Annotated in this window: 20 protein-coding genes and 2 pseudogenes; 14 read left to right on the top strand and 8 right to left on the bottom strand. The window is 69.9% G+C overall.

Annotated features, from left to right (window positions below; all coding sequences use genetic code 11):
• Positions 1 to 169 precede the first annotated feature (169 nt).
• Positions 170 to 472 carry a helix-turn-helix transcriptional regulator gene (locus OHA64_RS03840; protein WP_405607782.1) on the bottom strand — a complete coding sequence of 101 codons (303 nt, stop codon included), beginning with the start codon at positions 470 to 472 and terminating at the stop codon, positions 170 to 172.
• A gap of 79 nt (positions 473 to 551) precedes the next feature.
• Between OHA64_RS03840 and map the strand changes: the two genes are divergently transcribed.
• Positions 552 to 1,334 carry a type I methionyl aminopeptidase gene (gene map / locus OHA64_RS03835; RefSeq protein ID WP_405607779.1) on the top strand — a complete coding sequence of 261 codons (783 nt, stop codon included), beginning with the start codon at positions 552 to 554 and terminating at the stop codon, positions 1,332 to 1,334.
• A gap of 124 nt (positions 1,335 to 1,458) precedes the next feature.
• Here map and OHA64_RS03830 read toward each other — a convergent pair whose 3' ends face one another.
• Positions 1,459 to 2,046, bottom strand: a complete 588-nt coding sequence (locus OHA64_RS03830; RefSeq protein WP_405607776.1) for a flavodoxin family protein — start codon at positions 2,044 to 2,046, stop codon at positions 1,459 to 1,461.
• A gap of 99 nt (positions 2,047 to 2,145) precedes the next feature.
• On the opposite strand from OHA64_RS03830, the pseudogene OHA64_RS03825 reads away from it, so the two are divergent.
• The 5 genes and pseudogenes from OHA64_RS03825 to OHA64_RS03805 form a co-directional block, all read left to right on the top strand.
• A pseudogene (locus OHA64_RS03825) lies at positions 2,146 to 2,478 on the top strand (aminoglycoside phosphotransferase family protein); the annotation flags it as partial.
• A gap of 427 nt (positions 2,479 to 2,905) precedes the next feature.
• Complete coding sequence (locus OHA64_RS03820) at positions 2,906 to 3,541, top strand: hypothetical protein (RefSeq protein ID WP_405607773.1); 636 nt, start codon at positions 2,906 to 2,908, stop codon at positions 3,539 to 3,541.
• 15 nt (positions 3,542 to 3,556) lie between these two features.
• The gene (locus OHA64_RS03815) at positions 3,557 to 6,556 is read left to right on the top strand and encodes a family 78 glycoside hydrolase catalytic domain (RefSeq protein WP_405607770.1); all 3,000 of its coding nucleotides are present in this window, start codon (positions 3,557 to 3,559) and stop codon (positions 6,554 to 6,556) included.
• A gap of 162 nt (positions 6,557 to 6,718) precedes the next feature.
• Positions 6,719 to 7,978 carry an MFS transporter gene (locus tag OHA64_RS03810; RefSeq protein ID WP_405607767.1) on the top strand — a complete coding sequence of 420 codons (1,260 nt, stop codon included), beginning with the start codon at positions 6,719 to 6,721 and terminating at the stop codon, positions 7,976 to 7,978.
• A gap of 159 nt (positions 7,979 to 8,137) precedes the next feature.
• Complete coding sequence (locus tag OHA64_RS03805; RefSeq protein WP_405607764.1) at positions 8,138 to 8,926, top strand: IclR family transcriptional regulator; 789 nt, start codon at positions 8,138 to 8,140, stop codon at positions 8,924 to 8,926.
• Here OHA64_RS03805 and OHA64_RS03800 read toward each other — a convergent pair.
• On the bottom strand, positions 8,916 to 9,038 hold the full coding sequence (locus OHA64_RS03800) for a hypothetical protein (protein WP_405607761.1): 123 nt from the start codon (positions 9,036 to 9,038) through the stop codon (positions 8,916 to 8,918). The genes OHA64_RS03805 and OHA64_RS03800 overlap by 11 nt on opposite strands.
• A gap of 63 nt (positions 9,039 to 9,101) precedes the next feature.
• Between OHA64_RS03800 and OHA64_RS03795 the strand changes: the two genes are divergently transcribed.
• The gene (locus tag OHA64_RS03795) at positions 9,102 to 9,692 is read left to right on the top strand and encodes a TetR family transcriptional regulator (RefSeq protein WP_405607758.1); all 591 of its coding nucleotides are present in this window, start codon (positions 9,102 to 9,104) and stop codon (positions 9,690 to 9,692) included.
• Positions 9,693 to 9,819: 127 nt separating this feature from the next.
• On the opposite strand, the gene OHA64_RS03790 is transcribed toward OHA64_RS03795, so the two are convergent.
• From OHA64_RS03790 to OHA64_RS03780, 3 genes and pseudogenes are all read right to left on the bottom strand, one after another.
• Positions 9,820 to 10,527: a B3/4 domain-containing protein gene (locus tag OHA64_RS03790; RefSeq protein WP_405607755.1), complete on the bottom strand. Its 708-nt coding sequence runs from the start codon at positions 10,525 to 10,527 to the stop codon at positions 9,820 to 9,822.
• A gap of 80 nt (positions 10,528 to 10,607) precedes the next feature.
• Entirely contained in the window at positions 10,608 to 11,255 is a 648-nt protein-coding gene (locus tag OHA64_RS03785; protein WP_405607752.1) for an FMN-binding negative transcriptional regulator, read from the bottom strand.
• A gap of 185 nt (positions 11,256 to 11,440) precedes the next feature.
• Positions 11,441 to 11,651: pseudogene (locus OHA64_RS03780) on the bottom strand (EamA family transporter); the annotation flags it as partial.
• A gap of 112 nt (positions 11,652 to 11,763) precedes the next feature.
• Between OHA64_RS03780 and OHA64_RS03775 the strand changes: the two are divergent.
• Positions 11,764 to 12,348, top strand: coding sequence for a helix-turn-helix domain-containing protein (locus OHA64_RS03775; protein WP_405607749.1), 585 nt, complete (start codon positions 11,764 to 11,766; stop codon positions 12,346 to 12,348).
• 61 nt (positions 12,349 to 12,409) lie between these two features.
• Here OHA64_RS03775 and OHA64_RS03770 read toward each other — a convergent pair whose 3' ends face one another.
• Positions 12,410 to 13,384 carry a helix-turn-helix transcriptional regulator gene (locus tag OHA64_RS03770; RefSeq protein WP_405607746.1) on the bottom strand — a complete coding sequence of 325 codons (975 nt, stop codon included), beginning with the start codon at positions 13,382 to 13,384 and terminating at the stop codon, positions 12,410 to 12,412.
• A gap of 97 nt (positions 13,385 to 13,481) precedes the next feature.
• On the opposite strand from OHA64_RS03770, the gene OHA64_RS03765 reads away from it, so the two are divergent.
• Positions 13,482 to 13,883, top strand: coding sequence for a RidA family protein (locus tag OHA64_RS03765; RefSeq protein ID WP_405607743.1), 402 nt, complete (start codon positions 13,482 to 13,484; stop codon positions 13,881 to 13,883).
• A gap of 187 nt (positions 13,884 to 14,070) precedes the next feature.
• On the opposite strand, the gene OHA64_RS03760 is transcribed toward OHA64_RS03765, so the two are convergent.
• Positions 14,071 to 15,132 carry a LacI family DNA-binding transcriptional regulator gene (locus OHA64_RS03760; protein WP_405607740.1) on the bottom strand — a complete coding sequence of 354 codons (1,062 nt, stop codon included), beginning with the start codon at positions 15,130 to 15,132 and terminating at the stop codon, positions 14,071 to 14,073.
• 97 nt (positions 15,133 to 15,229) lie between these two features.
• On the opposite strand from OHA64_RS03760, the gene OHA64_RS03755 reads away from it, so the two are divergent.
• From OHA64_RS03755 to OHA64_RS03735, 5 genes are read left to right on the top strand one after another with little or no spacing between them, the layout of a single operon-like run.
• Complete coding sequence (locus OHA64_RS03755) at positions 15,230 to 16,528, top strand: ABC transporter substrate-binding protein (RefSeq protein WP_405607737.1); 1,299 nt, start codon at positions 15,230 to 15,232, stop codon at positions 16,526 to 16,528.
• The gene (locus tag OHA64_RS03750) at positions 16,525 to 17,469 is read left to right on the top strand and encodes a carbohydrate ABC transporter permease (RefSeq protein WP_405607734.1); all 945 of its coding nucleotides are present in this window, start codon (positions 16,525 to 16,527) and stop codon (positions 17,467 to 17,469) included. Before OHA64_RS03755 ends, OHA64_RS03750 begins: the two co-directional genes overlap by 4 nt.
• 8 nt (positions 17,470 to 17,477) lie before the next feature.
• Entirely contained in the window at positions 17,478 to 18,344 is an 867-nt protein-coding gene (locus OHA64_RS03745) for a carbohydrate ABC transporter permease (RefSeq protein WP_405607731.1), read from the top strand.
• 17 nt (positions 18,345 to 18,361) lie between these two features.
• Positions 18,362 to 20,230 (top strand): DUF2264 domain-containing protein, encoded by a 1,869-nt coding sequence (locus OHA64_RS03740; protein ID WP_405607728.1) that lies wholly within the window; start codon positions 18,362 to 18,364, stop codon positions 20,228 to 20,230.
• Complete coding sequence (locus OHA64_RS03735) at positions 20,227 to 22,908, top strand: discoidin domain-containing protein (protein WP_405607725.1); 2,682 nt, start codon at positions 20,227 to 20,229, stop codon at positions 22,906 to 22,908. Before OHA64_RS03740 ends, OHA64_RS03735 begins: the two co-directional genes overlap by 4 nt.
• Positions 22,909 to 22,949: the final 41 nt, after the last annotated feature.

The raw sequence follows: 22,949 nt of genomic DNA, 5'->3' as shown, positions 1-22,949 counted from the left end.
TCCAGGTGCGCCGTCGATGACGCCTCGACACTCGACATGAGGAGCAGCCGGCCCAGCTGATCTCTGACCACCTGGGGCTGCCCCCTGGGAGTCGGTTGAGAGCCGGGCCCGCGCTTTCCCGCTCAGGCGCCGTACGACGACGCCTCCGACGCAGCTGCGGGATCGAGACCTACGCCGTCAACCGCTCAATTGCGTTGTGACCGGAGCCGGTCGGTCTGACGCCACCCTCGGGCTGGCTGATCTCGGCCCACACCGAATCGAGGGAGAGGCCCAGGACATGGGCGATCGCCGCGATGGTCGGGAAGGAAGGGGTGGCCACGCGGCCCGACTCGATCTTCCGGAGGGTCTCCGGTGAGACACGTGCGTCGAGCGCGACAGCGAGCATCGAGCGCTCTCCCCTGGCCCGACGTAGGAGTGCGCCGAGGCGCTGTCCGCGTTCGACCTCTGCGGGAGTGAGCGGCAACCTGACCATGACTCCGATTCTAGTACCGGTATAGTATGGCCGGTATAGTTATTGGTTGCATGAGAAGGCCGCATGAGAAGGGCGCCGCATGATCGAGATCCTGAACCCCACCCTGCTCGCCCGAGCAAAAGACACAGGTGCCCTGGTCGCAGACATCCTGCAGACGCTGAAGAGCCGTAGCACGATAGGCACGAACCTTCTGGACATCGACCGGTGGGCCAAGGCCATGATCGTCGATGCGGGAGCGCTGTCCTGCTACGTCGACTACGAACCGTCCTTCGGGCGCGGCCCGTTCGGCCACTACATCTGCACGGCCGTCAACGACGCCGTGCTCCACGGGCAGCCGTACGACTACACGCTCGCCGACGGCGATCTGCTGACACTCGACCTCGCCGTCTCCAAGGGCGGTGTCGCTGCGGACGCTGCCATCAGCTTCATCGTGGGCGACGCGAAGACCCCGGAGAGCGTCGCGATGATCAGTGCAACCGAACGCGCGCTGGCCGCGGGGATCGCCGCTGCCAAACCCGGGGCTCGCATCGGCGACATCTCCCATGCCATCGGCACGGTGCTCAGTGCGGCGGGGTACCCGATCAACACCGAGTTCGGAGGTCATGGCATCGGATCAACGATGCACCAGGACCCGCACGTTGCGAACACCGGACGGCCTGGCCGCGGATACAAACTGCGCCCCGGGTTGCTGCTGGCACTGGAGCCGTGGGTCATGGCGGACACCGCTGAACTCGTCACCGACGCCGACGGGTGGACGCTCCGAAGTGCGACAGGCTGCCGGACAGCACACAGTGAGCACACGATCGCCATCACCGAGGACGGAGCCGAAATCCTCACCTTGCCGAAGCAGGCGCAGCTCTGAGGTGGCCCCATTGTTCTTCCCGCGAGCCCGACGAGGAAGAAGGAAGCGACGACATCGGTGATCCGGTGCTGCATGACTCGCTCCTCTGAAAGAAACTGAAGGTCATTTTTGGCGGACCGTTGTGTCAGTGCGCTGCGGCGGCCAGTCCGGCGCGGTGGATCCGGGTGTGCTCGGCGACGCGCCTGCCGAGGTGGCGGGCCGTGTTCAGGTCTGCGTCGTCGACCGCGGCGGTGTCGTTGAAGCTCTGCGCGCCGGCGCCGAGGTAGAAGCCGAGGCGGTTGTCGTCCTGAGGGCTGGAGGTGGTGGTGTTCCAGCCGGGCAGGAGGTTCAGGCTCACCCAGAGCATTCCGTGCTGGGCCGCCAGGAGTGAGAGGTACTGCAGGGTGTGCAGCTTGTCGCCGCTCATGGAGCCGGAGTTGGTGAATCCCGCCGCGAGCTTGTCGCTCCAGGCGCGGGTCATCCACCGCTTGCTGCTGGCCTCGGCGAAGGCGTGGAACGCCCCCGACGCGGTGCCCATGTAGGTGGGGGTACCGAAGATGATGGCGTCCGCGGCGTCCATCAGTTCCCAGTCGGCGTCACTGAGGGAGGCGACGTCCACGCGGTGGACGTGCGTCCCGGCGATGGAACGTGCGCCGTCCGCGACGGCCGTGGCGATCTGCGCGGTGTGGCCGTAGCCGGAATGCGACGCGATGACGATCGAGATGTCGGACATGGGTGTTCCTCTCCTGCCGCGATGGCGGCGTGCTCGGTCGTGGTGTCGGCGGACGACGAGCTGCCCGCTGCGGCGGTCGGCAGCACTGCTCCACGCGTGGGCCCCGGTACCCGTCTGTGGGACGTCGCCTATGCCATGCACGGCTTTGTCCCGCTGTCCGCGCATCCCCACTGGCAACGCACCGATGCCGACGATCGCCTGAGGACATTCGCCGACGCTTACGGGCTCGAGGAGGCCGAACGACGTGACCTGGTGCCACTGCTGGGCCGCCGCACCCTGGCCATGCACGACTTCCTGCGCGACCAATCGGCGCAGGGCAACCAGCCTTGGGCGAGGCTCTGGGCGGAAGGCCACGGCGACGCCTGGCGAAGCGACGCCGAATACATCGAACAACGCGAAGAACAGTGGGCGCATGCCTTGCTCGCTGGCTGAGTTGGACCCGGCTGCCCTCATGGTGGGTGACGCGTTCATCGGTTCATGAGCGGGGACCTGTCTGAGGGGCAGCCGCAGGCACGGCCTGCGGCACCCTCGACCACGGATGAGGGCCCACAGGACCACTCTCGCCACCGGGCCAAAGCCAGGACGTCCCGGACGTGGCGTTCGCCCTCGCTGGCCCGGCGGCATCGTCATCGAGTCAGAACCATTGTGTTCGCGCCCAGGTTGTTCGTAAGCTTTCCACTTGGAAGGTATTGAAACGTTTCAAATCTTCTGGTCGGCTTCTGCTGCCATGTGTGCAGCCACGAGCACCCAGATGTTCCTGGGGGAGGGACACCCCCGTTCCCACACGGTTGTGAAAGGAATCTGAGCCGTGGCCGAGGAAAACAGAAGTGCGTTGAGCCGCCGACACATGCTCGGCATCATGACGGCCGCGGCAGCCGGGACCTCGCTCCCGCTCGCCGTCGCGCCGAAGGCCGTGGCGGCGAGTGCGGCAGCGCCAGGCAGGCACGGTTCCGCGCCCGCGGACCCGCAGGTCAACTCCCGGGTCGCGCCCCTGGGCACGCAGACCGCGCCGACGTTCAGCTGGGTGCCTCCGGTGGCCAGGCAGACCGCGTACGAGATCCAGGTCGGCACCAGGCCCGGCAAGGCAGACGTCTGGCGCAGCGGCAAGGTGGCGGGCGCGGCCGGATTCAACAGCACCGAGGTCGCCTACGGGGGCGGCGCGCTGCGGTCGGAGCAGGCGTACTTCTGGCGGGTACGGACCTGGGACGAGGAGGGCGCACCCGGCCCCTGGAGCGAGTCGGCGATGTGGGAGACCGGTCTGCTGAAGGGGGAGGGGGACTGGTCGGGCGCGCGGTGGATCGGCGGACGCGAGGCGCAGGACCACGACTGGCAGGACCTGACCGCGACCGTCGTCTTCCGCGGTGGGTCCGCCGCCGACGGGCTGTCCCTGCTGCTGCGCGCCGAACCGGTGGGCAAGACCTGGGGCGAAGGTCTCAACTGGACCGTCCGGCAGAGCGGCGACGACATGCAGCTGGTCATGAAGACCAGCCACTAAGCCGGCAACACCTGGGTGGACGACGGCACTTCCGAGCCGAACTGGGGCGTCGACCACTACGACCAGCAGAGCGAGACCAACCCCACCACCCCGGGCACCCGTAGTGTCCCCGTCGGCGCGGTCACCCTCCCCCTCTCCACAGGGCTGACCAAGGACACCTGGGGCACCCGCGACCACACCGTGAAAGTCGCCGCCCACGGGCTCACCGTCACCACCACCGTGAACGGCGTCGAGGTCGACAGCCGCACCCTCGCGGGCGACCAGATCCGCCGCCACGGAAGCTTCGGCTTCGGCGGCGGCACCTCCGCCACCGTGCGCAGCGTCAAGGTGACCGGCACCGGCGCCCCCGACTTCTCCGTCGACCTGACCACGGGCGCCAACCCGTTCGAGAACGGCATCGGCACCCTCGCCGGCCTGACCTTCCCGCCGAAGAACCCCTTCATCCCGTCCAAGAACAGCGTGCTGCCGATCGCCAACCCGGCCCCGGTGCTGCGCCGCGCGTTCACCCTGCCCCGCGGGCGCCGGATCGCCAAGGCCCGGTTGTACCTGAGCGCCGCAGGCAACGTCTCGTTCACCGTCAACGGTGACCCGATCACCGTCGACGGCAAGCAGGCGGACCGTCACCGGACCAACGTGCCCCGGCTGCTCACCGACCAGAGCACCTACGACCGCACGGTCCTGTACGACACCTTCGACGTCACCGCGCTGCTGGAGGCCGGAGGGCAGAACGTGCTCGCCGCCGAACTCGGTCGCGGCTGGTACGGCGTGACGACCCCCCAGGAGTGGTACTGGCAGCTCGCCCCCTACGCCGGCCAGCCCCGCCTGCGCGCGAAGCTCGTCGTCACCTGCACCGACGGCTCCGCCACCACACTCGTCAGCGACCAGGACTGGCTCAGCACGGACGGGCCCACGATGTTCGACTCCGTCTACTCGGGCGAGAAGTACGACGCCCGGCGAGCGGACCAGTTGGGACACTGGCGCGCACCCGGCTACCGCACCGGCCGCGACTGGCGACCGGCCACCGTCCTGATCCCGCCCGGCAGTTGCTCCTCGCCCTCACCCAAATACCACGGCGCGCTTCCCGCCACGACGGTCCCCGACGGCTTCAAGCCCGCCGTCCTGCGCGCCCACGAGGCGGAGCCGGTCCTGGTCGACCGGACACTGCGCCCGATCTCGATCACCGAGACCGCTCCCGGTTCGGGAACCTGGGTCCTGGACTACGGCCAGATCCTGACAGGCTTCGTTCGCCTGGCGCTCACCGGTACAGGCCCCGCCCGGGAAGGTCTGACCCTGCGCATCCGTGGCGGAAACCGGATCGTCGCCGGTGACGGCACGACCGCCTCCCCGCTCTCGGTCGAGGAGGAGAACTTCCAGCACGACGCCAACCTTCAGACGCACTACTACACCCTCAGCGGGCGGTCGACGCAGACCTGGGAGCAGCAGTTCAGCCACTTCGGTTTCCGCTACCTGGAGGTGATGAACCTGGAGACGGTCCTCGGACGAGCCCCCGACCTCACCCGGGACGCGGACGTGCTGACCGTCGGCGTCGCCCGCTCCGGGTTCGCCCGTACCGGCACCTTCACCACGGACAACGACCTGATCAACCGCCTGCAGCGCAACCTGGAGTGGGCCGAGAGGAACAACCTGGTGCAGAAGCCCACCGACACTCCGTCACGGGAGAAGAACGGCTGGACCGGAGACGCCATGGCCAGCTCCGAGTCCGAGTCCCTCACCTGGGACGTCAACGCGGTCCTCACCAACTACCTGCGCCACTTCCCCGACACCCAGATCTCCACCGGCCAGCTCCCCATGTTCGTCCCCATCGCCAAGGGCGGTTACGGCTACGACCACACCCCGGGCTGGAACGCCGCGTGGAAGGCGGTGCCGGCCTGGGACTCGGCGTACTTCGTCATCCCGAGGGAGCTGTACACGTACTACGGCAACAGCAGCCTGTTCGCCGAGCTCTACGACCACCAGAACACACTCCTGACGTACTACGAGACGCTGTTCACCGCCGAGAACGACTACACCTTCGAAGCCTCCCTCGGCGCGTACTCCGGCGCGGAGAGTCCCGGCAGCAACGCCGTCATCAGCCTCGCCTTCTACATCCACTTCTGCGACTACATGGACGAGGTGGGCCGCAGGCTCGGCCGCACCGAACGCGCCGCCCACTACGCGACGTTGGCGCGGACCCTCCGCAAGGCGTTCATCGCCAACTACTGGGACGCCGCACAGGGGCACTTCACCCAGGGCAGCATCTCCAGCGAGAACACCCTGGCCATCGCCTTCGACCTGGTGCCGGGCTCGGACCCAGGCGCCGACGACCCCCGCTACCTGGCCGGTGCGAAGACGGTCGCGGAGAACAAGAAGGCGCTCGCGAAGCTGCTCGCCGACCGGATCATGGCGGCGGACCAGCACATCCAGAACGACATGTACGGCTCGCGCTATGAGTTCAACATCCTCAGCGAGTACGGCTACACGGACGTCGCCCTCAAGGCCGTCACCCAGACCGGCACCCCCGGCTACGTCCACCAGATCGCAAAGGGCGCCACCTCGCTGTGGGAGCAGTGGACCGACCGGCTCTCGGTCGACCACCACTACCGTTCCAACGTGGCCACCTGGTTCTACCAGAGCCTGGCCGGCATCAGGCCGACCTCGACCGCCTACGAGTCGCTGCGCATCCGCCCGTACATCCCCGCGGCCGCGGTAAACAGCCGGGTCCCGACGAGCGTCGAGGAGACCGACCTGTCGCCCGCGACGCTCGACCACGTCAGCGCCTCGATCGACACGGTCCGCGGCAAGGTGTCCTCGGAATGGCACCGCCGCGCGGACGGCGGGATCGACCTCGTGGTGCGGATTCCGTACAACACGGAGGCCGAGATCTGGGTCCCCACCCGGGACAAGCCCGTCACCGTACCTCGGGGTGCCGCCTTCGTCCGGAACGACTATTCGGGCGGCGCCGCCTACGCCGTCTACCGAGCCCGGGCAGGCAGGTACCGCTTCAACGCCGGGTGACCTCGACGCGCAGACACTCCCGCTGGGGCCAGAAGGGGAACGCGAGGGCAGCGCGGTGGCCCTCATGAGGTTGAGTTCGAACGAACTGGTTCGTTTGACAGGTGCAATACGTCATGGCAGCCTCAATGCGAACCATCTAGTTCGTTTGATTGGAGTTCCGCTGTGCCCCGCACCGCAGAGTCGGCCCCACCGGCCCCGGCGGGTCTGAGCGGCAGGCTGCCCCTGGTCATGGCACTGGCGTGCGGCGTCGCCGTGGCCAACGTGTACTTTCCGCAGGCGATCACGCCGTTGATCGCCCATGGTTTCGGTGTCGGACAGGGCACCGCGGCCGTTCTGACCACCGTCACACAGCTCGGCTACGCCGTCGGTATCTTCCTGCTGGTGCCGCTCGGAGACCGGCTGTCCCGCCGGCCGCTGATCACCGTGCTGCTGGCCGTGACCGCGCTCGCCCTCCTCGCGGCCGGTCTCGCCCCGGCCATCGGTCCGCTCCTCGTCGCCGGTGCTGTCGTCGGTGTGGCCACCGTGGTCCCGCAGATCCTGCTGCCCATGGCCGCGGGCCTGGTCGAGCCAGAGCGCCGGGGCGCTGTCACCGGCACTCTGCAGGCCGGGTTGATCGGTGGCATCCTGCTGGCCCGCACCTTCGGCGGAGTACTGGGCGAGAACCTCGGCTGGCGTGCCCCGTACCTGGTGGCGGCCGTGCTCACCGGAATACTCGCCCTCGCCCTCGGTTTCGCTCTGCCACACAGCGTCCCGACGGTGCGCGACCGCTATCCCACCCTGCTCGCCGACACGCTTCGGCTACTGCTCCACGAGCCGCGGCTGCGGCGCTCGATCTACTTCCAGGTCACTGTCTTCGGGGCGTTCAGCGCGGCCTGGACCGCTGTCGCCCTGCTGCTCACGGGCCCTCGCTACGGCATGGGTACCCAGGCGGTCGGTCTGCTCGCGCTGATCGGCGCGGCCAGCATGTTCCTGGCGCCCGGGGCCGGCCGCTGGGTCGACCGGTACGGCGCCGACCGCGTCAACCTGTGGTGCATTGTGCTCGCCCTCGCCTCAGTCGCCTTCCTCCTGACGGGCCTCGCGGGCGGTCCGGCCGGAATCGTCGGCCTCGCCGCGGGGTTGCTGCTGATCGACGTGGCCGTCCAGTGCGGCCAGGTGGCCAACCAGGCCCGCATCTTCGCCCTGCGCCCCGAGGCCCGCAGCCGCCTCAACACGGGGTACATGACGTGCGGCTTCGTCGGCGCCGGCGCCGGCTCCTGGCTCGGCACGCGCGCCTACACCCAGCTGGGCTGGGGTGCCGTATGCGCTCTCGTCGCGATGGCCGCGATCCTCGCCCTCGGCGCCTACCTGACCGGCCGCCGCAATGGCCCCGCCGCGCCCCTCACCGCCACGCCGCCCAGCCGGAAGACGACGGCAACGCCGTAGACGGCACCCGCGTTCCGGGCGTCCCGCGCCAACCCTCTGTGTTCATGCGTCGAGGTGGCTCGGACCTGGGGCGTTCCGTGGCCTTCTCGTGCGGACGGGGCCCGCTGCCCGGACGAACCGCGGGCTTGACGTGCCACGAAGGAACTCGATGATGGCGAGGTGAGGACACAGAACGGTGAGTCGGTTCTGGCGAGGGCCGTGCGGATCTTCGAGGCGTTCACGCCGGAGGAGCCGGCTCTGACCGTCTCGGAGATCTCCCGGCGTACGGGGCTGCACGTGGCGACCGCGTCGCGGCTGGTGGCCGAGCTGGTCTCGTACGGGTTCCTGGCCCGGGACGCCGACCGCCGGGTACGGATCGGCATGCGTCTGTGGGAGCTGGCCACCCGGGCCTCGCCCTCCCTCTCGCTGCGCAACGCGGCCATGCCGTTCATGGAGGGCGTCCACGACGTCGTCGGCCACCACGTGCAACTCGGCGTGCTGGACGGCGACGAGGTGCTGTTCCTGGAGCGGCTGACGGCACCGGGCGCCGTCATCAACTACACCCGCGTCGCGGGCCGTCTGCCGCTGCACGCCTCCTCCAGCGGCCTGGTCCTGCTCGCCCACGGCCCCGCCGCCCTGCGGGAGCGGGTGCTGGACGGGCCCCTGCGGCGCCACACCCCGAACACCCCCGCCACCGCTGCGCGACTGCGGGCCGTGCTGGCCGAGGTCCGCCGGCAGGGCTACGCGTACTGCCCGGGGTACGTGCATCCGGACGCGCTCGGCATCGCGGCGCCGGTGCGCGACGCATGCGGCGAAGTGGTGGCCGCGCTGGCGGTGATCGTCCCCAACGAGGCGGGGATCTCGTCCGTGGTGCCGGTGGTGCGGACGGCGGCACGTGGTGTCTCCCGTGCGCTGGGCGCCCCGGACGTCGGTGCGGAAGCCACCGGAAGGTCGTCTCTCACCGGTTGAGAATGCCGTCGCTGCCGTCGCTGCCGTCGCTGCCGTCGCTGCCGTCGCGGTCGTCCGTGGGCGCCACGCGGTCCTGCGGGCAACCCGACGAGGGTGGGGATTCGGGTCCCACGGATCCGGGCATGTCGGTCGTTGAGGAGGTCACCAAACGAACCGGTTCGTTACTCTGGGGTGCATGGCATACGACTCGGCGGCGACCAAAGAACGCATCCTCGCGGCGGCCACCACGGAGTTCGCCGCTCATGGGGTCGCCGGTGCGCGGGTGGATCGTATCGCCGCCCAGGCCAAGGCCAACAAGCGTGCGATCTATGACTACTTCGGCGACAAGAACAAGCTCTTCGCCGTCGTTCTGGAAAGCGTGCTGGCCGACCTGGCCGAGGCCGTACCGCCCAGCGGCGACCTCCCCGGCTATGCCGAGCGCCTATTCGACTACCACCGCGCCCACCCCGAGGCCCTGCGCCTGGTGATGTGGGAGGCACTGGAGATCGGTGACCGGCCCGTCCCGGCGGAAGAGGCCCGCACCCGCCACTACCAGGACAAGATCGACGCCGCCGAATCCGGCGGGCAGGGCGCCGACGCGCGTACCCGGGTGTTCTTCACCATGGCCCTGGCGAGCTGGAGCATCGCCATGCCCCAGTTGCGTCGCATGGTCCTCGGCGCGGACCACAGCCTCGACGACCTCGGCGCGGAGGTCGCCCGAGCCGTACGAGCCCTGCCCGCAGGGGCCGGTTCAAGCGGCCAGGAGCAGCCGAAGGACGGTAATTAGCTCTGCTGAGGACGGCGTCCGAGGCTTCTTCGTGCCGTGCGGCACGCCGTCCGGCCGTCGGCCACTGGGCCCCCGAGCCGCGGCTCCGGCCCTCCGCCGTCCGTGCATTCCGAGTCGAGTGGAGGTCTCAGGTGTGGGCCTGGAGATGGGCCGGGCTGAGGTAGTGCACGGCGGTCTGTGAGGCGTGCGGGGCGAGCAGGCCCTGCAGTTCCTCCGCTGCGACCTTGAGAAGGTCGTCGTCGTGGGTGGCTCGGAGGGTTTCGAGGACGAAGGCGACGTGTGCGGAGTCCTCGGTGACGCGGGTGCGGTGGGCGTCGCGGTGGTTCCAGTGGCGGGTCAGGACGCCGGTGGGGTCCGCGTAGATGATCTCGCCCGGTTTGGGGTTCTCGACGGTGTCGGGTTCGCCGAGCGGGGTGAACTCCTCGCCGCCGTCCGCGTATCGGATGTCGACGTCGCCGGTGACGTGGTCGAGGTCGAAGGCGCCGGCGGGCAGGCCGTGCCGGACGGAGACGGCGTTGTAGGAGTCGACGGACGGATTGATGCGGGGCAGGCTTCCCTTCTTGGCGAGGCGTCGGCCGAGCGCGTCGACGCTGGGGCGGATGCGGCGGGGGTTGGTGCCGAAGGAGCGGTAGGCGGTGTGCCAGGCCTCGATGCGGGGGTCGGTCTCGTCGGCCGGGTGCCACGTGGCGTCGGCGAGTTGCCGCTCCAGGTCCTCCAGGGCTGCGGTGGTGTGGGGCCAGGGCTCACGGCCACGCAGGCCGTCGGCCGTGACCAGGGCGATGAGAGTGTCGGGGAAGGCGTCTGCCACGGCGGTGGCGAGGCGGAAGGCGGGCATGTGCGGGGTTTCCGTTTCCTGTGTCCGGACCTGGGCGGTGGCGTGTGGGGCTGGGGCTGGGGGTGTCATGGGGTGGGGCGTCAGGGCTTCCAGTCACCGATGCGGTCCAGGCGGCGACGCTGCTGGAGTGAGGTGGGCACATCGAGGCCCTGGCCGCGTGCGGCGAGGTGGTCGGCCACCGCGGTGCGGTGTTCCACGGGCTTGTGATCGTCGTACTTGAACTTGGCCTGTACGTCGGTGACTTCCAGGCGCAGGCCGCGGATGCCGGGCAGCATCCGGCCGTAGGGCGGCCGGTCGACGGCGACAGGGGCGTGATCGCCGTCGGGCTGGAAGTGGGCGAGCTGGCGGCGCAGCAGTTCCGCCTTGGCCTCGGGGTCGTCGACGACCTGGGCGCGGCAGGTGAACTGGACGGCTGTGTAGTAGCTGGTGGGGACGCCGTCGGTGGGTGGAGTGCCGGCCTTCGCGCGCCAGGGGCCCGGGATGAAGGCGTAGTCACCGAAGACCGTGAAGAGGACGTTCGCGTCGTGCTCGATCGCCTTCCAGACCGGGTTGGGCCGGGCGAGGTGGATCAGGAGATGGGTCTTGTCGCTGGTGAAGTGGGTGGGCACGGCGACGGGTGGGTGGCCGGGCAGGCCGTTGACCGTGAGCTGTCCGAAGTCGTGGCCCTCGGCGATCCAGGTCTGCCACTCGGCTTCGTCGAGGCGGGCGTCCCAGGGCTGGATCAACATGCTGATCTCCTTGCGTCATCGGGTGGGGGCTACTGGGCGTACTGGGCTGCGGGGACACCGGGCTGCTCAGGTCAGGGCGAGGAGGCTGACCGCGATGGCGGCGGTGCCCAGGCCGACGAGCTGGTCTCGGTGGATGCGTTCGGCGAGCACGCCGCGGGCGAGCAGCAGCGCCGTACCGGAGGGGTGCGCCGCCCCGGACGCCGCACCCCAGCCAAGGGCGCCAGTGCTGAACGAGGCGCCGAGCAGCGGCCACAACAACAGCTCGACCACGCGAGAAGCCGGGGCCGCGATCATCACGGTACGCAGCACGTGAGCCTTACGGGCGCCGAGGCCGCCGAGGAAGTCGGCGCATCCATGGGCGAGTGAGCTGCCCAGGGCCAGCAGCAGAGCGATCACAGCGCATCCTTTATCATTGGAACGACTGCACCGTACATCGCAACGACCGGTCGATGTCAACCAAACGACCGTGCGGTGCATTGTGGTGGTCGGTGGCGAGGATGGAGATCAGATGGTCGAGACAGCCGCAGCCCTGCGGACGGTCGCGCACAACGTCCGGGCGGCCCGCACCCGGGCGGGCCTGTCCCTGGACGAACTCAGCCGGCGCTCCCAGGTCAGCAAGGGGGCCCTGGTGGCACTGGAGAAAGCCCAGGGCAACCCCAACCTGGCCACCCTGGTCCGGCTGGCCGACACCCTGGGCATCTCGGTCTCCGCCCTGATGCAGGGACCGCCCGAAGGCCGCGTCCGCGTCGTGGCCGCCGACACCGTGGCACCACTGTGGACCGGCGACCGAGGCAGCGAGGCCCGGCTCATGCTGACGACCTCAGGCCCGGCCCCCGTCGAGGTCTGGCGCTGGCACCTGGAACCGGACGAGGAATACCCCAGCCACCCCCACCAGGCCGGGGTCGTGGAAACCGTCAGCGTCACCTCCGGCCGGATGGCCCTGATCGTCGACGGCACCGAACACACCGTGGAAGCCGGACAGACCGCCACCTTCGACGGCGACACCCCTCACACCTACCGCGGCTCCGGCACCGCGACCTGCACTCTGATCATGACGGTCCACCTGCCGCCCGGTCCCGCTTCCGCACCCTGACCCGCGTGGTGCAGACGGAAGCACAATGAGTGGGGAGTCCGGCGAGCTCGGCCGACAACTCTCAGGGCGACGCTCCGTAGCGGGTGGCGATCGCGGCGGCGCGGTTGTGCAGGGAGTCGCGCAGCCACTGCGGGGCCAGGGCCTCCGCGTTCGTGGCGAGGTGCCACAGTGCCCATTCGGCGTGTCTCGGATCTTGGAAGGTCGCCTCCAACCGCAGCCGGCCGTCTGCGTCGGTTTCCTCGTCGTCGACGGCCAGCGCGGTGTCCACCAGGTCCTTCCGCCGCGCCGGGTCCACCCGTACCAGCACGGTGACTTGGTCGCCGCCGGTCCGAAACCGCGAGCTGCGTTCCTGCCAGGCCCGGTCAAGATCGACCCGGTCCGGTCGCTGTGCCGGTTCGGCGAGTTCCTCGGCGGCCAGGATCCGGGCCAGCCGGTAGGTGCGGTCCGCGCCAGACCTCGTGGCCAGCAAGTAGCCCTGGTCGTGCACGGTGACCAGGCCGATCGGGTCCACCGTGCGCCACTTCGGGGTCTGGTCCACGGCCGCGTAGTGGATGCGCAGCTTGTGTCCGGCGAACACCGCGCGCCGGACCTCGGCCACTACCGTGTCGGGCACCTCCTCGGCCACCAGCCGGCGCGCGAGGAGGTCGGTCTCCGGGTCGATGAGCAATCGCCGCACCGCGCCGGCCGCGGTGGCCCGATAGCTCTCGGGCAGCGCGTCAACCACCTTGCGCATGGCCGAAGCCAGCGCCGGGCCGAGGCCGAATACCTGCGCGCCGCGCCGCGATCCGGCGACCAGCAGGGCAAGCGCCTCGTCGTGGTTGAGTCCGGTGAGCTCGGTCCGGAAACCGGGCAGCAACGCGAAACCGCCGTGCCGACCGCGTTCGGCGTAGACCGGGACGCCGGCCGCGGACAGTGCCTCGATGTCGCGCAGCACGGTGCGGGTGGATACCTCCAACTCGCGGGCCAGCGCTGCCGCGGACAGCCGACCGTGCTGCCGCAGCAGCAGCACCAGTGATACCAACCGGTCGGCGCGCATGGGAAAACGCTACAGGAATACGTGACACGCGATGTCGTGATTCGTTGGGAGGCTTGCCCGCGGGACGAACACCCACCGCACACGAGAGGTGCTCCACATGACGCACACCCTTGTCAATCCGGACGGTTTGCACGACCCGGTCCCGTTCGGCTACAGCCACACCGCCACCGTCCCCGCAGGTACGGAATTAGTGCTTGTCGCAGGTCAGTACGGATCGGGCCCAGACGGGGCGGTGGTCTCGACCGACTTCACCGAGCAGGTGAAGCAGACGTTCCGCAACATCGGCGTCGCCCTTGCCGCCCATGGGCTCGACCTCAGCCACGTCGTCCAGCTCAGGACGTATGTGGTGAACCATGACGTCAGCAAGCTCGGTCCGATCGCCGGGGCCGTGCAGGAGGGTTGGGGTACCAAGCCGCCTACGCAAACCCTCATCGGTGTCGCGAGTCTGGCTACGCCTGACGTGCTGTTCGAGGTCGAGGCCCTCGCGGCCCGGTCCTGACTGAGGTCCCAGGGCGAGGCCGACGCTTCGGGTGTTTCCGGTCCCGTAGCCCGCAGTGGTTCGGCAGAGCCCTGCGGCCGCAGGGCTCGCAGGGCGGCCACGAGGAGCTCAGCCCGGTCGGCCGCCTGATGTCCGGCGTGAGCCCTCACCTCTGAGGAACCCGGACGCTGTCTCCTCTGGCCCGCGGCTACGCCTTGTCGTCGCGGGCGGGAGGGGCTCCACTGCTCTCCCTGACCACCAGTTCCGTCGCCACCTCCACCCGCGTCGTCTCCGGTTGCTCCCCGGACAGCAGCCGGAGCACCATCCGGGCCGCGAGCGCGGTCATGTCGGCAAGGGGAGTGCGGATCGTCGTCAGGCGCGGGGTGACCCAGTCCGCGAAGGGCAGGTCATCGAAGCCGACCACGCTGACGTCGGCCGGGATGCGCAGGCCCAGTTCGGCGGCGGCCCGGTAGGTGCCCAGCGCCTGGTGGTCGCTGCCGGCGAAGATGGCCGTCGGACGCTCGGGCAACGCCAGGAGTTCCAGGGCGTGTTGGTGGGCCAGGCCATGGGTGAAGTCGCCGTAGCGCACCAGCTCGGGGTCGAAGGGCAGATCGGCCTCCGCGAGTGCCGAGCGGTAGCCGTCGACCCGCGCCCGAGAGGTGAGCCGGCGCTCCGGGCCGCTGATGATCGCGATGCGCCGGTGGCCCAGCTCGATGAGGTGGCGGGTCGCGGCCAGTCCGCCGGGCCAGTTGGTCGCGCCCACCCACGGCGTGCCCGGCGCGGGCTCGTCGATCGGCGCCACCAGCGCGTAGGGAATGCCGAGCCGGCTCAGCTCCTCGTGCTGCCGGGGCGTCAGTTCGGGCACCACGAGAATCGCTCCGCGGGTGGAGCGGGTGGCCAGCGAGTCCAGCCACTGACGGGCGCGTCTGGTCCGGCCGTGGGTGGAGGAGACGACCAGTCCCATGCCGGCGTCGTGCAGGACGTCCTCCGCGCCCCGGATCAGCTCGACCGCCCAGGGGCTGTCCAGTTCGTTGATGACGAAGTCGATCAGTCCGCCGGGCGGCGCCGCCGTGGCCGCGGGGCGATGTTTCGCCAGGTAGCCGTGGTGTTCCAGCAGCCGCTGCACCTTGGCCCGCGTCTCCGCCGAGACATCGGACCTGTTGTGCAACACCTTGGAGACGGTGGACACTGATACGCCTGCCTGATCGGCGATTTCGGCCAGGGTGCGCCGTCTCGCCTCACCTGATCCTGTCCGAACCGTTGACGTCATCGGATGAATCTCCTACGTTGCCGGGCGGTCGAGTTTTGCGAAAACTATCGCAATCCACGGTCCTGGAGTAAGGCTCCTCGGCGAAAAGGTGGTCCTCATGAAGAGATGGCGTGCGGCGGCTTCCCTGGCCGCGGCCGCGGCTCTGGTGCTCTGCGGTTGCGGAGGAACCGGTGGTGGCGGCGGTTCGGGCGACGCGAAGGGCGAGCTGTTGGTCTGGGTGGACAACACCCGGATGCCCGCGGCCCAGCAGTACGAGAAGGCCCACCCCGACGTGAAGATGCGCATCGTCACCATCCCGCCCGACGCGGGCTACGTGCCCACCAAGATCTCGCTCGCCAACCGCACCAAGAGCGGCTGGCCCGACGTCGCCTTCCTGGCCAACCCGGCCGAGGCGGCGACGCTCGCGAGTCAGAAGTTCGGCTACGCGGCCCCGCTCGACGACCTCGTCCCGAAGTCGGTCCGGGACGGCTTCACCCCCGGCTCCCTCGACACCTGCACCTTCGGCGGCAAGACGTACTGCCTGCGCAACGACATCGCCCCCACCGTCCTCTGGTACGACGCCACACTGATGAAGCGATACGGATACCAGGTCCCCAAGACCTGGGCCGAGTACCGGCAGACCGGTCTGAAGGCGGCCGAGGAGCACCCCGGCACCATCGTCGGAGCCGTCAACGGCAAGTACGGCGCCGGCATCTACTTCGGCAGCAGCGGCTGCCCCACCCGCGACACGCTCAGCCTCACCGAGGTCCACATCGACCTCGGCGGGCCGGACTGCACCCGGGTCGCCGATCTGCTCCAGCCGCTCGCCCGCAAGAAGGCCGTCACCACCGTCGTACCCATCGACCCGGGCTTCGCCAAGTTCGGCAAGGGCGACAAGATCCTGATGCTGCCGGCCCCGGCCTGGTTCGGCGACTTCATGTTCGGACCCGCCTTCAAGGTGCCCAAGGGCCGGATCGCCGCCGCCCCCATGCCCACCTGGCCCGGCGAGAACAAGCCGTTCGCCGGACAGGTCGGCGGCGGCGCCTTCCTCGTCTCCGCGCACGCGGGCGGGCGTACCGAACAGGCCGCGGACCTGGTGCGCTGGATGACCACCGACGTGAACCTCCAGGCGAAGCAGCCCACCTACCCCGCCTTCACGGCAGCCGCGAAGAAGTGGGGCGAGGCCAAGTCGAAGGACCCGTACTACGCATCCGACCCGATGCCCGCCCTCACCGCGGCGGCGAACGCACTGCGCCCCGGCTTCGGCGCGGTCCGCTTCGAGGCCGACTGGCAGAGCAGCTTCAACGACACGGTCGTCAAGGCGGTCGATTCCGGCGGCGACCTCCGCAGTTCTCTGGGCAGTTGGCAGGACAAGCTGGAGGCGGCGGCCAAGACCAGCGGATACACGGTCGGATGAAAACGCTCACGACACCCCGCCCGCCCGCGGTCGCGGCCACGCGGCCGGTGACGTCCAGCGGCAGGCGCCGTTCATCCGGTACCGCCGCCGTCTGGATCCTCGTGGGTCCCTACACGGTGTTCCTCGTGCTCTTCGGGCTCGCGCCCGCCGGATACGCCCTGTGGACCTCGTTCGTCGACAACGGCTCCTTCTCCGGCGGGCGTGACTGGGCGGCCGTGTTCCACGACTACCGGCTCGGCGACGCCGCCGCCCACGTGTCGACGTATCTGCTGCTGTGGCTGCCGATCCTGCTGCTGACCGTCCTGTCGCTCGCCTTCACCCTGCACGCCCGCCCCGGCCGCACGACGAGCGCGCTCCAACTCGTCTACTACCTGCCCGGCGCCGTCACCGGCTCCGCCGCGGCCCTGCTGTGGCTGTTCATGGTCAGCCCGGACAGCAGCCCGTTCGCACCCCTGCTCAAGCTGATGGACGTCAAGAGCGCCACGGACGCGCTGTCCGGTGGCAGCGTCATCGCCGTCCTCACCGTGATGGGCGTCGCGGTGCACGCCGGCGGCTGGATCGTGGTCCTGTACGGGGCGCTCAACGCGCTCCCGAAGGACGTCCTGGAAGCCGCACAGGTCGACGGCGCCTCGGCCTGGCGGACCATGTGGCACGTCAAGCTGCCGATGGTCCGCACGTACGTCGCCTTCGTGTTGATCTCCAGTTTCGCCTCCGGCAGCCAGGTGTTCGTCGATCCCACCGTGCTGTCCACCGGCGCCCCCGGCCAGATCAGCCCCACCTGGTCCGTCAACCAGCTCGCCTACACCTATGCCACCCAGGACGGCGACTTCGGCAAGGCCGCCGCGCTGTCGCTGGCCATGCTCGCGGTCGGCGTGCTGGCCGCCTGGATCGTGATCACCCGTACTCGTATGTACGCCACCGACTCCTCCGACTCCCGGTGAGTGAGGCGATGACCGCTCTGTCACGCGGCGCCCGCGCCCTGTTCCTGCTGGGCGCGGCCGTCTTCTTCGGACTGCCCCTGCTCTGGCTGCTGCTCGCCCCCACCCGCACGGCCGACGACCTGACCACCGGCTCACCGCTCGGCTTCGGTTCACTGGGCAACGTGGGCGACGCCTGGTCGCACCTGACGTCGTACAACGACGGCGAGATCACCCTGTGGATCGGCAACTCGATCGTCTACGCGGCGGCCAGCGTGGCCCTTGCCCTCCTGCTGTGCGTGCCCGCCGGCTATGCGCTCGCCAAACACGACTTCGCCGGCCGTCGGGCACTGCTCACCCTGTCGATCGTGACGATGATCCTGCCCCCTGCGGCGCTGGTGCTCCCGCTGTACCTGGAGATGTCGGCACTCGATCTCACCGGCACGGTCTGGTCGGTGATCCTGCCGCTGTCCTTCTACCCCTTCGGGGTCTACCTGGCCTTCCTGCACTTCCAGGCGAACCTCCCCGACAGCCTGCTGGACGCCGGACGCGTCGACGGGGCGAGCGAACTTCGGCTGTTCTGGTCGGTCGCGGTGCCGCTGGCCCGCCCCGCCATCGCGCTGATCGCCTTCTTCGGCTTCGTGCGCTGCTGGACCGACTTCTTCCTGCCCTTCGTGATGCTCTCCGACGACCGCACCTTCACCCTCCAACTCGGCCTGATGTCCCTGCTGCAGTCCACCGGCGCGGTCAACAACTCCAGCGGCTTCGCCGACCTCGACATCCACCAGCCGGAGGCGGCCCTGGCCGGGCTCGTGGCCTGCGCGCCGCTGCTGATCGGTTTCGTCCTCGCCCAGCGCTTCCTGCGCACCGGGCTGCTGGCCGGGGCGGAGAAGGGCTGATGGACGGAGGACCGCTCATGGACGGACAGCTCACGGAGGGAGCAGGGCTGATGGACGGAGAGGGACTGCCGGACGGAGCAGGTCTGATGGACGACTCACGTACCGAACTCGCCTCCTGGGTAAGGGAATTGACCGAGCCCGTGGCGTCCCGCTTCAGTGCGGGCCGGGCCCGCGTACGGCTCGGCGTCAACACCGCGATCCACGACGACACGGCCGCCGAACTGGAGGCGTTCGCCCGGCCGCTGTGGGGACTCGCGCCTCTCGCGGCGGGTGGACAGGCCGTTCCACACACCGAGTTGTGGGCCGAGGGACTCGCCCACGGCAGCGATCCCACGCACCCCGAGTACTGGGGCGAGCCGGTCGACCACGACCAGCGCATCGTGGAGATGGCCGCCATCGGCTTCGCCCTCGCCCTGGCCCCCGAACAGTGGTGGGACCCACTGAGCGGCCCCGAACGCGACCGGCTCGCACGCTGGCTGCTCAGTGCGCTGCACCGGGAGACCACCGACAACAACTGGCTCTTCTTCCCGGTGCTGGTCAGCCTCGGTCTCGACCGGGTGGGGGTGCCGTACGACCGCTTGCTGATCACCGCCCGCCTCGACCGCCTGGAGACCTTCTGGCTCGGCGACGGCTGGTACGCGGACGGACCCACCGAACGCCGCGACTACTACGTCCCGTGGGCCATGCACTTCTACGGGCTGCTGTACGACACGCTCACGGGCGGCGACCGCTTCAAGGAACGGGCGGCCCGGTTCGCCGGCGACTTCCGGCACTGGTTCGCCGACGACGGCGCCGCCGTCCCGTACGGCCGCAGCCTCACCTACCGCTGGGCGCAGGCCGCCTTCTGGGGCGCGCTGCCGTTCGCGGGCGTCGACGTCCTGCCGTGGGGCGAGGTCAAGGGGTATCTGCTGCGGCATCTGCGCTGGTGGCGCGGGCGGCCGGTGACCGGGCCCGACGGGCTGCTGTCCATCGGGTACGGCTATCCGCAGCCCGCGCTGGCCGAGCAGTACAACGCGCCGGGCTCGCCCTACTGGTCACTCAAGGCATGTCTGCCGCTCGCGTTGCCCGCCCAGCACGCGTTCTGGACCGCCAAGGAGGAGCCGGCTCCCGCACTGCCCGCCGTCAGCGCCCAGCCGCACGCCGGGGCGGTACTCATGCGGAACTCCGGCGACGTCACCCTGCTCGCCGGGCGCCAGCACCACCCCTGGGTGCGCCACGGCGCCGAGAAGTACGCCAAGTTCGCCTACTCGACCCGCTTCGGCTTCAGCCTGCCGAACGGCACGCTGGGGCTCGAACAGGGCGCGTACGACTCGATGCTGGCGCTCAGCGACGACGACGGGGCGCACTACCGGGTGCGCGAGGAGCCGACCGCGTCCTACGTCACCGCCGACACGGTCCTCAGCACCTGGCACCCGTGGCCCGACGTGGAGATCACCACCTGGCTGACGGCCGCCGCGCCCTGGCATGTGCGCGCCCACCGCATCCGCACCGCTCGCGCCCTGCGCACCGCCGAGGGCGGGTTCGCCGTCGACCGGGACGCGGGCACGGACCGCGAGACGGGGCCGGGACACGCACGGGTGTCGGCTCCCGCGGGACTCACCGGACTGCGAGACCTCGACGGCCGACGTGAGGGCGCGGTCGTCGACTGCCTGCCCGGCACGAACGTCCTCGCCCGACGCACCACGCTGCCCGTACTCGTGGATCAACTCCTGCCCGGCGAGCACTGGTTGAGGTGCGCCGTGCTCGGCGCCCCAGGCGGAATCGAGGAAGCCGAGACGGCCTGGCGAACGCCCCCGACCACCGCATACCTCTCGACCACCGCACACCCCTCAACCACCGCGCACCCGCCCACCACCGCACATCCGACGACTGGAGACAGGACATGAGACGACGGGACATCAGACTCAAACACCTGTCCGTACTGGCCGCCGTGACCGCGCTGCTGACCTTCCCGGTCCAGGCGCAGGCGGCGCAGTCCGGCCACACCTACCACGTCGCCCCCCGGGGCAGCGATCACGCACACGGCACCCAGGCAAGCCCCCTGCGCACCATCGGCGCCTGCCTCGACCGCGTCCGCCCCGGCGACACCTGCCTGATCCACAAGGGCACCTACCGCGAGCAGGTCACCCCGCCCTCCGGCACCGAGGGCGCCCCGATCACGATCGCCGCCTACGGTGACGGCCCGGTGACCGTCGACGGGACCGAAAAGGTGACCGGCTGGAAGGACGCGGGGGGCGGACTGATCGCCGCCGACACCGACCTGCCACCCGACCCCGACTTCAACGCGGTGTTCCTCGACAACACCCGTGCCGCGGAGGGCCGTTGGCCCAACTCCGGCGCCGATCCGCTGAACATCACCTGGGCCGAGGCCGACACCACCTCCACCGACCAGCACATCGACGACACCGACCTGCCCGACGCCGACTGGACCGGCGCCACCGTGCATCTGTGGGCGGGCTCCAACCCCTGGGCCCAGCAGACCGGCACGGCCACGGCCTCGGCGCCCGGCAAGCTGGACTTCAAGGGCGGCAACTACCGCTGCACGCCGCTGTGCATGGGCAACCAGCCCTACCGCAACTACTACCTCGTCGGGTCGAAGGCCGCCCTCGACCAGCCGGGGGAGTGGTACTACGACAAAACCGCGCACCGGCTCTACCTGGTCCCCCCGAAGGGCGGCATCGCCGGACACACGGTGACCGCCAAGCACCGGCTGTGGGGCGTCGACCTGAGCGAGAGCTCGTACGTCACCGTGCGGGGCCTGGACCTGTGGGGCACTTCGCTGCGAACGGGCAAGTCCAGTACGGGCGTTGTGGTCGACCGACTGCACGCCACGTACATCTCCGAGTACTCCACCCTGCCCATGCCGCCGGACAGCGATCTCGCGATCGAGCCGGCCGAGGGCCACATCGTCGCCTCCCGCATCCTCGACTCCGGCGTCCAGATCCTCGGCACCGGCAACACCCTGAAGAACAGCGAGATCGCGCAGTCGGCCGGTGACGGCGTCCTGGTGCGCGGCGCCGGCAACACCGTCACCAACAACTACATCCACGACGTCGGCTGGATGGGCAGCTACACGCCCGGTATCGAGATCAACGGCAACGGCCACACGGTCACCCACAACACGATCCGGCGCACCGGACGGGCGTCCATCGACACCGCCTACCAGATCAACGGCACCGAGTACCGCGACAACCGCATCGCCTACAACGACATCTCCGAGGCGATGCGCACGTCCCGCGACGGTTCACCCTTCTACGTGTGCTGCTACCTGAACGGCACCGGAAGCTCCATCGACCACAACACCGCGCACGACTCCAGCGGCCAGAACGGCTACTACGTCGACAACTACTCCGGCCACTTCCGGCTGCACCACAACGTCGCCTGGAACACGGGCGCCCGGGGCGTCTACTTCAACGGCCACACCGGCCCCAGCATCGCCAACGAGGACCACAACTCCAGCTACGGCGTGGGCATCGGTACCGCCTCGTCCGCCCTCGGCGGCGCGACGGACGCGTCCGGCTCGTACTTGAGCAACATCATCGGACCCAAGCCGGTCACCGCGTCGCAGACCGGGAACCCGCTGCCGGTGGTCCGCTCCAACCTGATCAGCGACAAGCCCGGCTACACGGACGCCGTCAACGGCGAGCTGTGGCTGACGCCCGGGTCGCCCGCCATCGACGCGGGCGAGGTGGTCGACGGGATCACCACCGACACCCTGGGCAGGGCCCCCGACCAGGGCGCCTACGAGTACGGCGCTCCCATCTGGTCGACCGGCTGCGACCTGCCGGGCTGCCAGCAGCGAGTGCGGCACGGCAACTGGAGCGCCACCGCGAGCGACGGAACCGACGCCGCCGCCACCGTCGACGGCGACATCAACACCCGCTGGACGGGCGCCGCACCGCAGGCCGCCGGCCAGTCCCTGACCGTCGACCTGGGCGAGAGCAAGACGTTCAACCGGCTCTCCCTCGACGCGGGCCGCGACACCGGCGGCCAGCAGCCGTACGGCTTCTCCGCCTCCGTCAGCCGCGACGGCACGCAGTTCGGCGAGCCGCTCGCCCGGGTCTCCGGCCGGTCCTTCACCCAGGACGCGGTGTTCCCGCGGCAGACCACCGCCCGCTACATACGGATCACGCTCACCACGAGCGGGCCCACGCCCTGGGTCGTCAACGACATCCGGCTGTACGGCGACGGGCCCGACGCCGCCTCGACGCTCCAGGCCGAAAAGGCCACGAGCGTACGAGGGGTGGAGCGGGGCACGGCGGCCACCGGGGTCCTCGGCTCAGGCGACTGGGTGGCCTTCCGCAAGGCGAACATCCGCGGAAAGCACCTCACCGCACGCCTCGACTCCGCCTGCACAGGGGGCACACGGGGTTGCTCGCTCCAGCTGCGCCTGGACGCGCCGGACGGACCGCTGGCCGGCGTGGTGCCCGTCGCGGGTTCCGGGGGCTGGCAGGAGCAGTCCGTGACCCTGAAGCGTGAGGTCACCGGCGCGCACGACCTCTACATCGTGGCGAAGGGCAAGACACGGGTCGCCGCGCTCGACTGGCTGACGATCAGGCCCTGACACGGGAAGGGGCCGGGCGGCCGGAGATCACTCCAGCCGCC

Source organism: Streptomyces sp. NBC_00076, from assembly GCF_045041235.1.
GTDB lineage: Bacteria > Actinomycetota > Actinomycetes > Streptomycetales > Streptomycetaceae > Streptomyces.
This window is presented reverse-complemented; position numbering and strand designations above follow the sequence as displayed.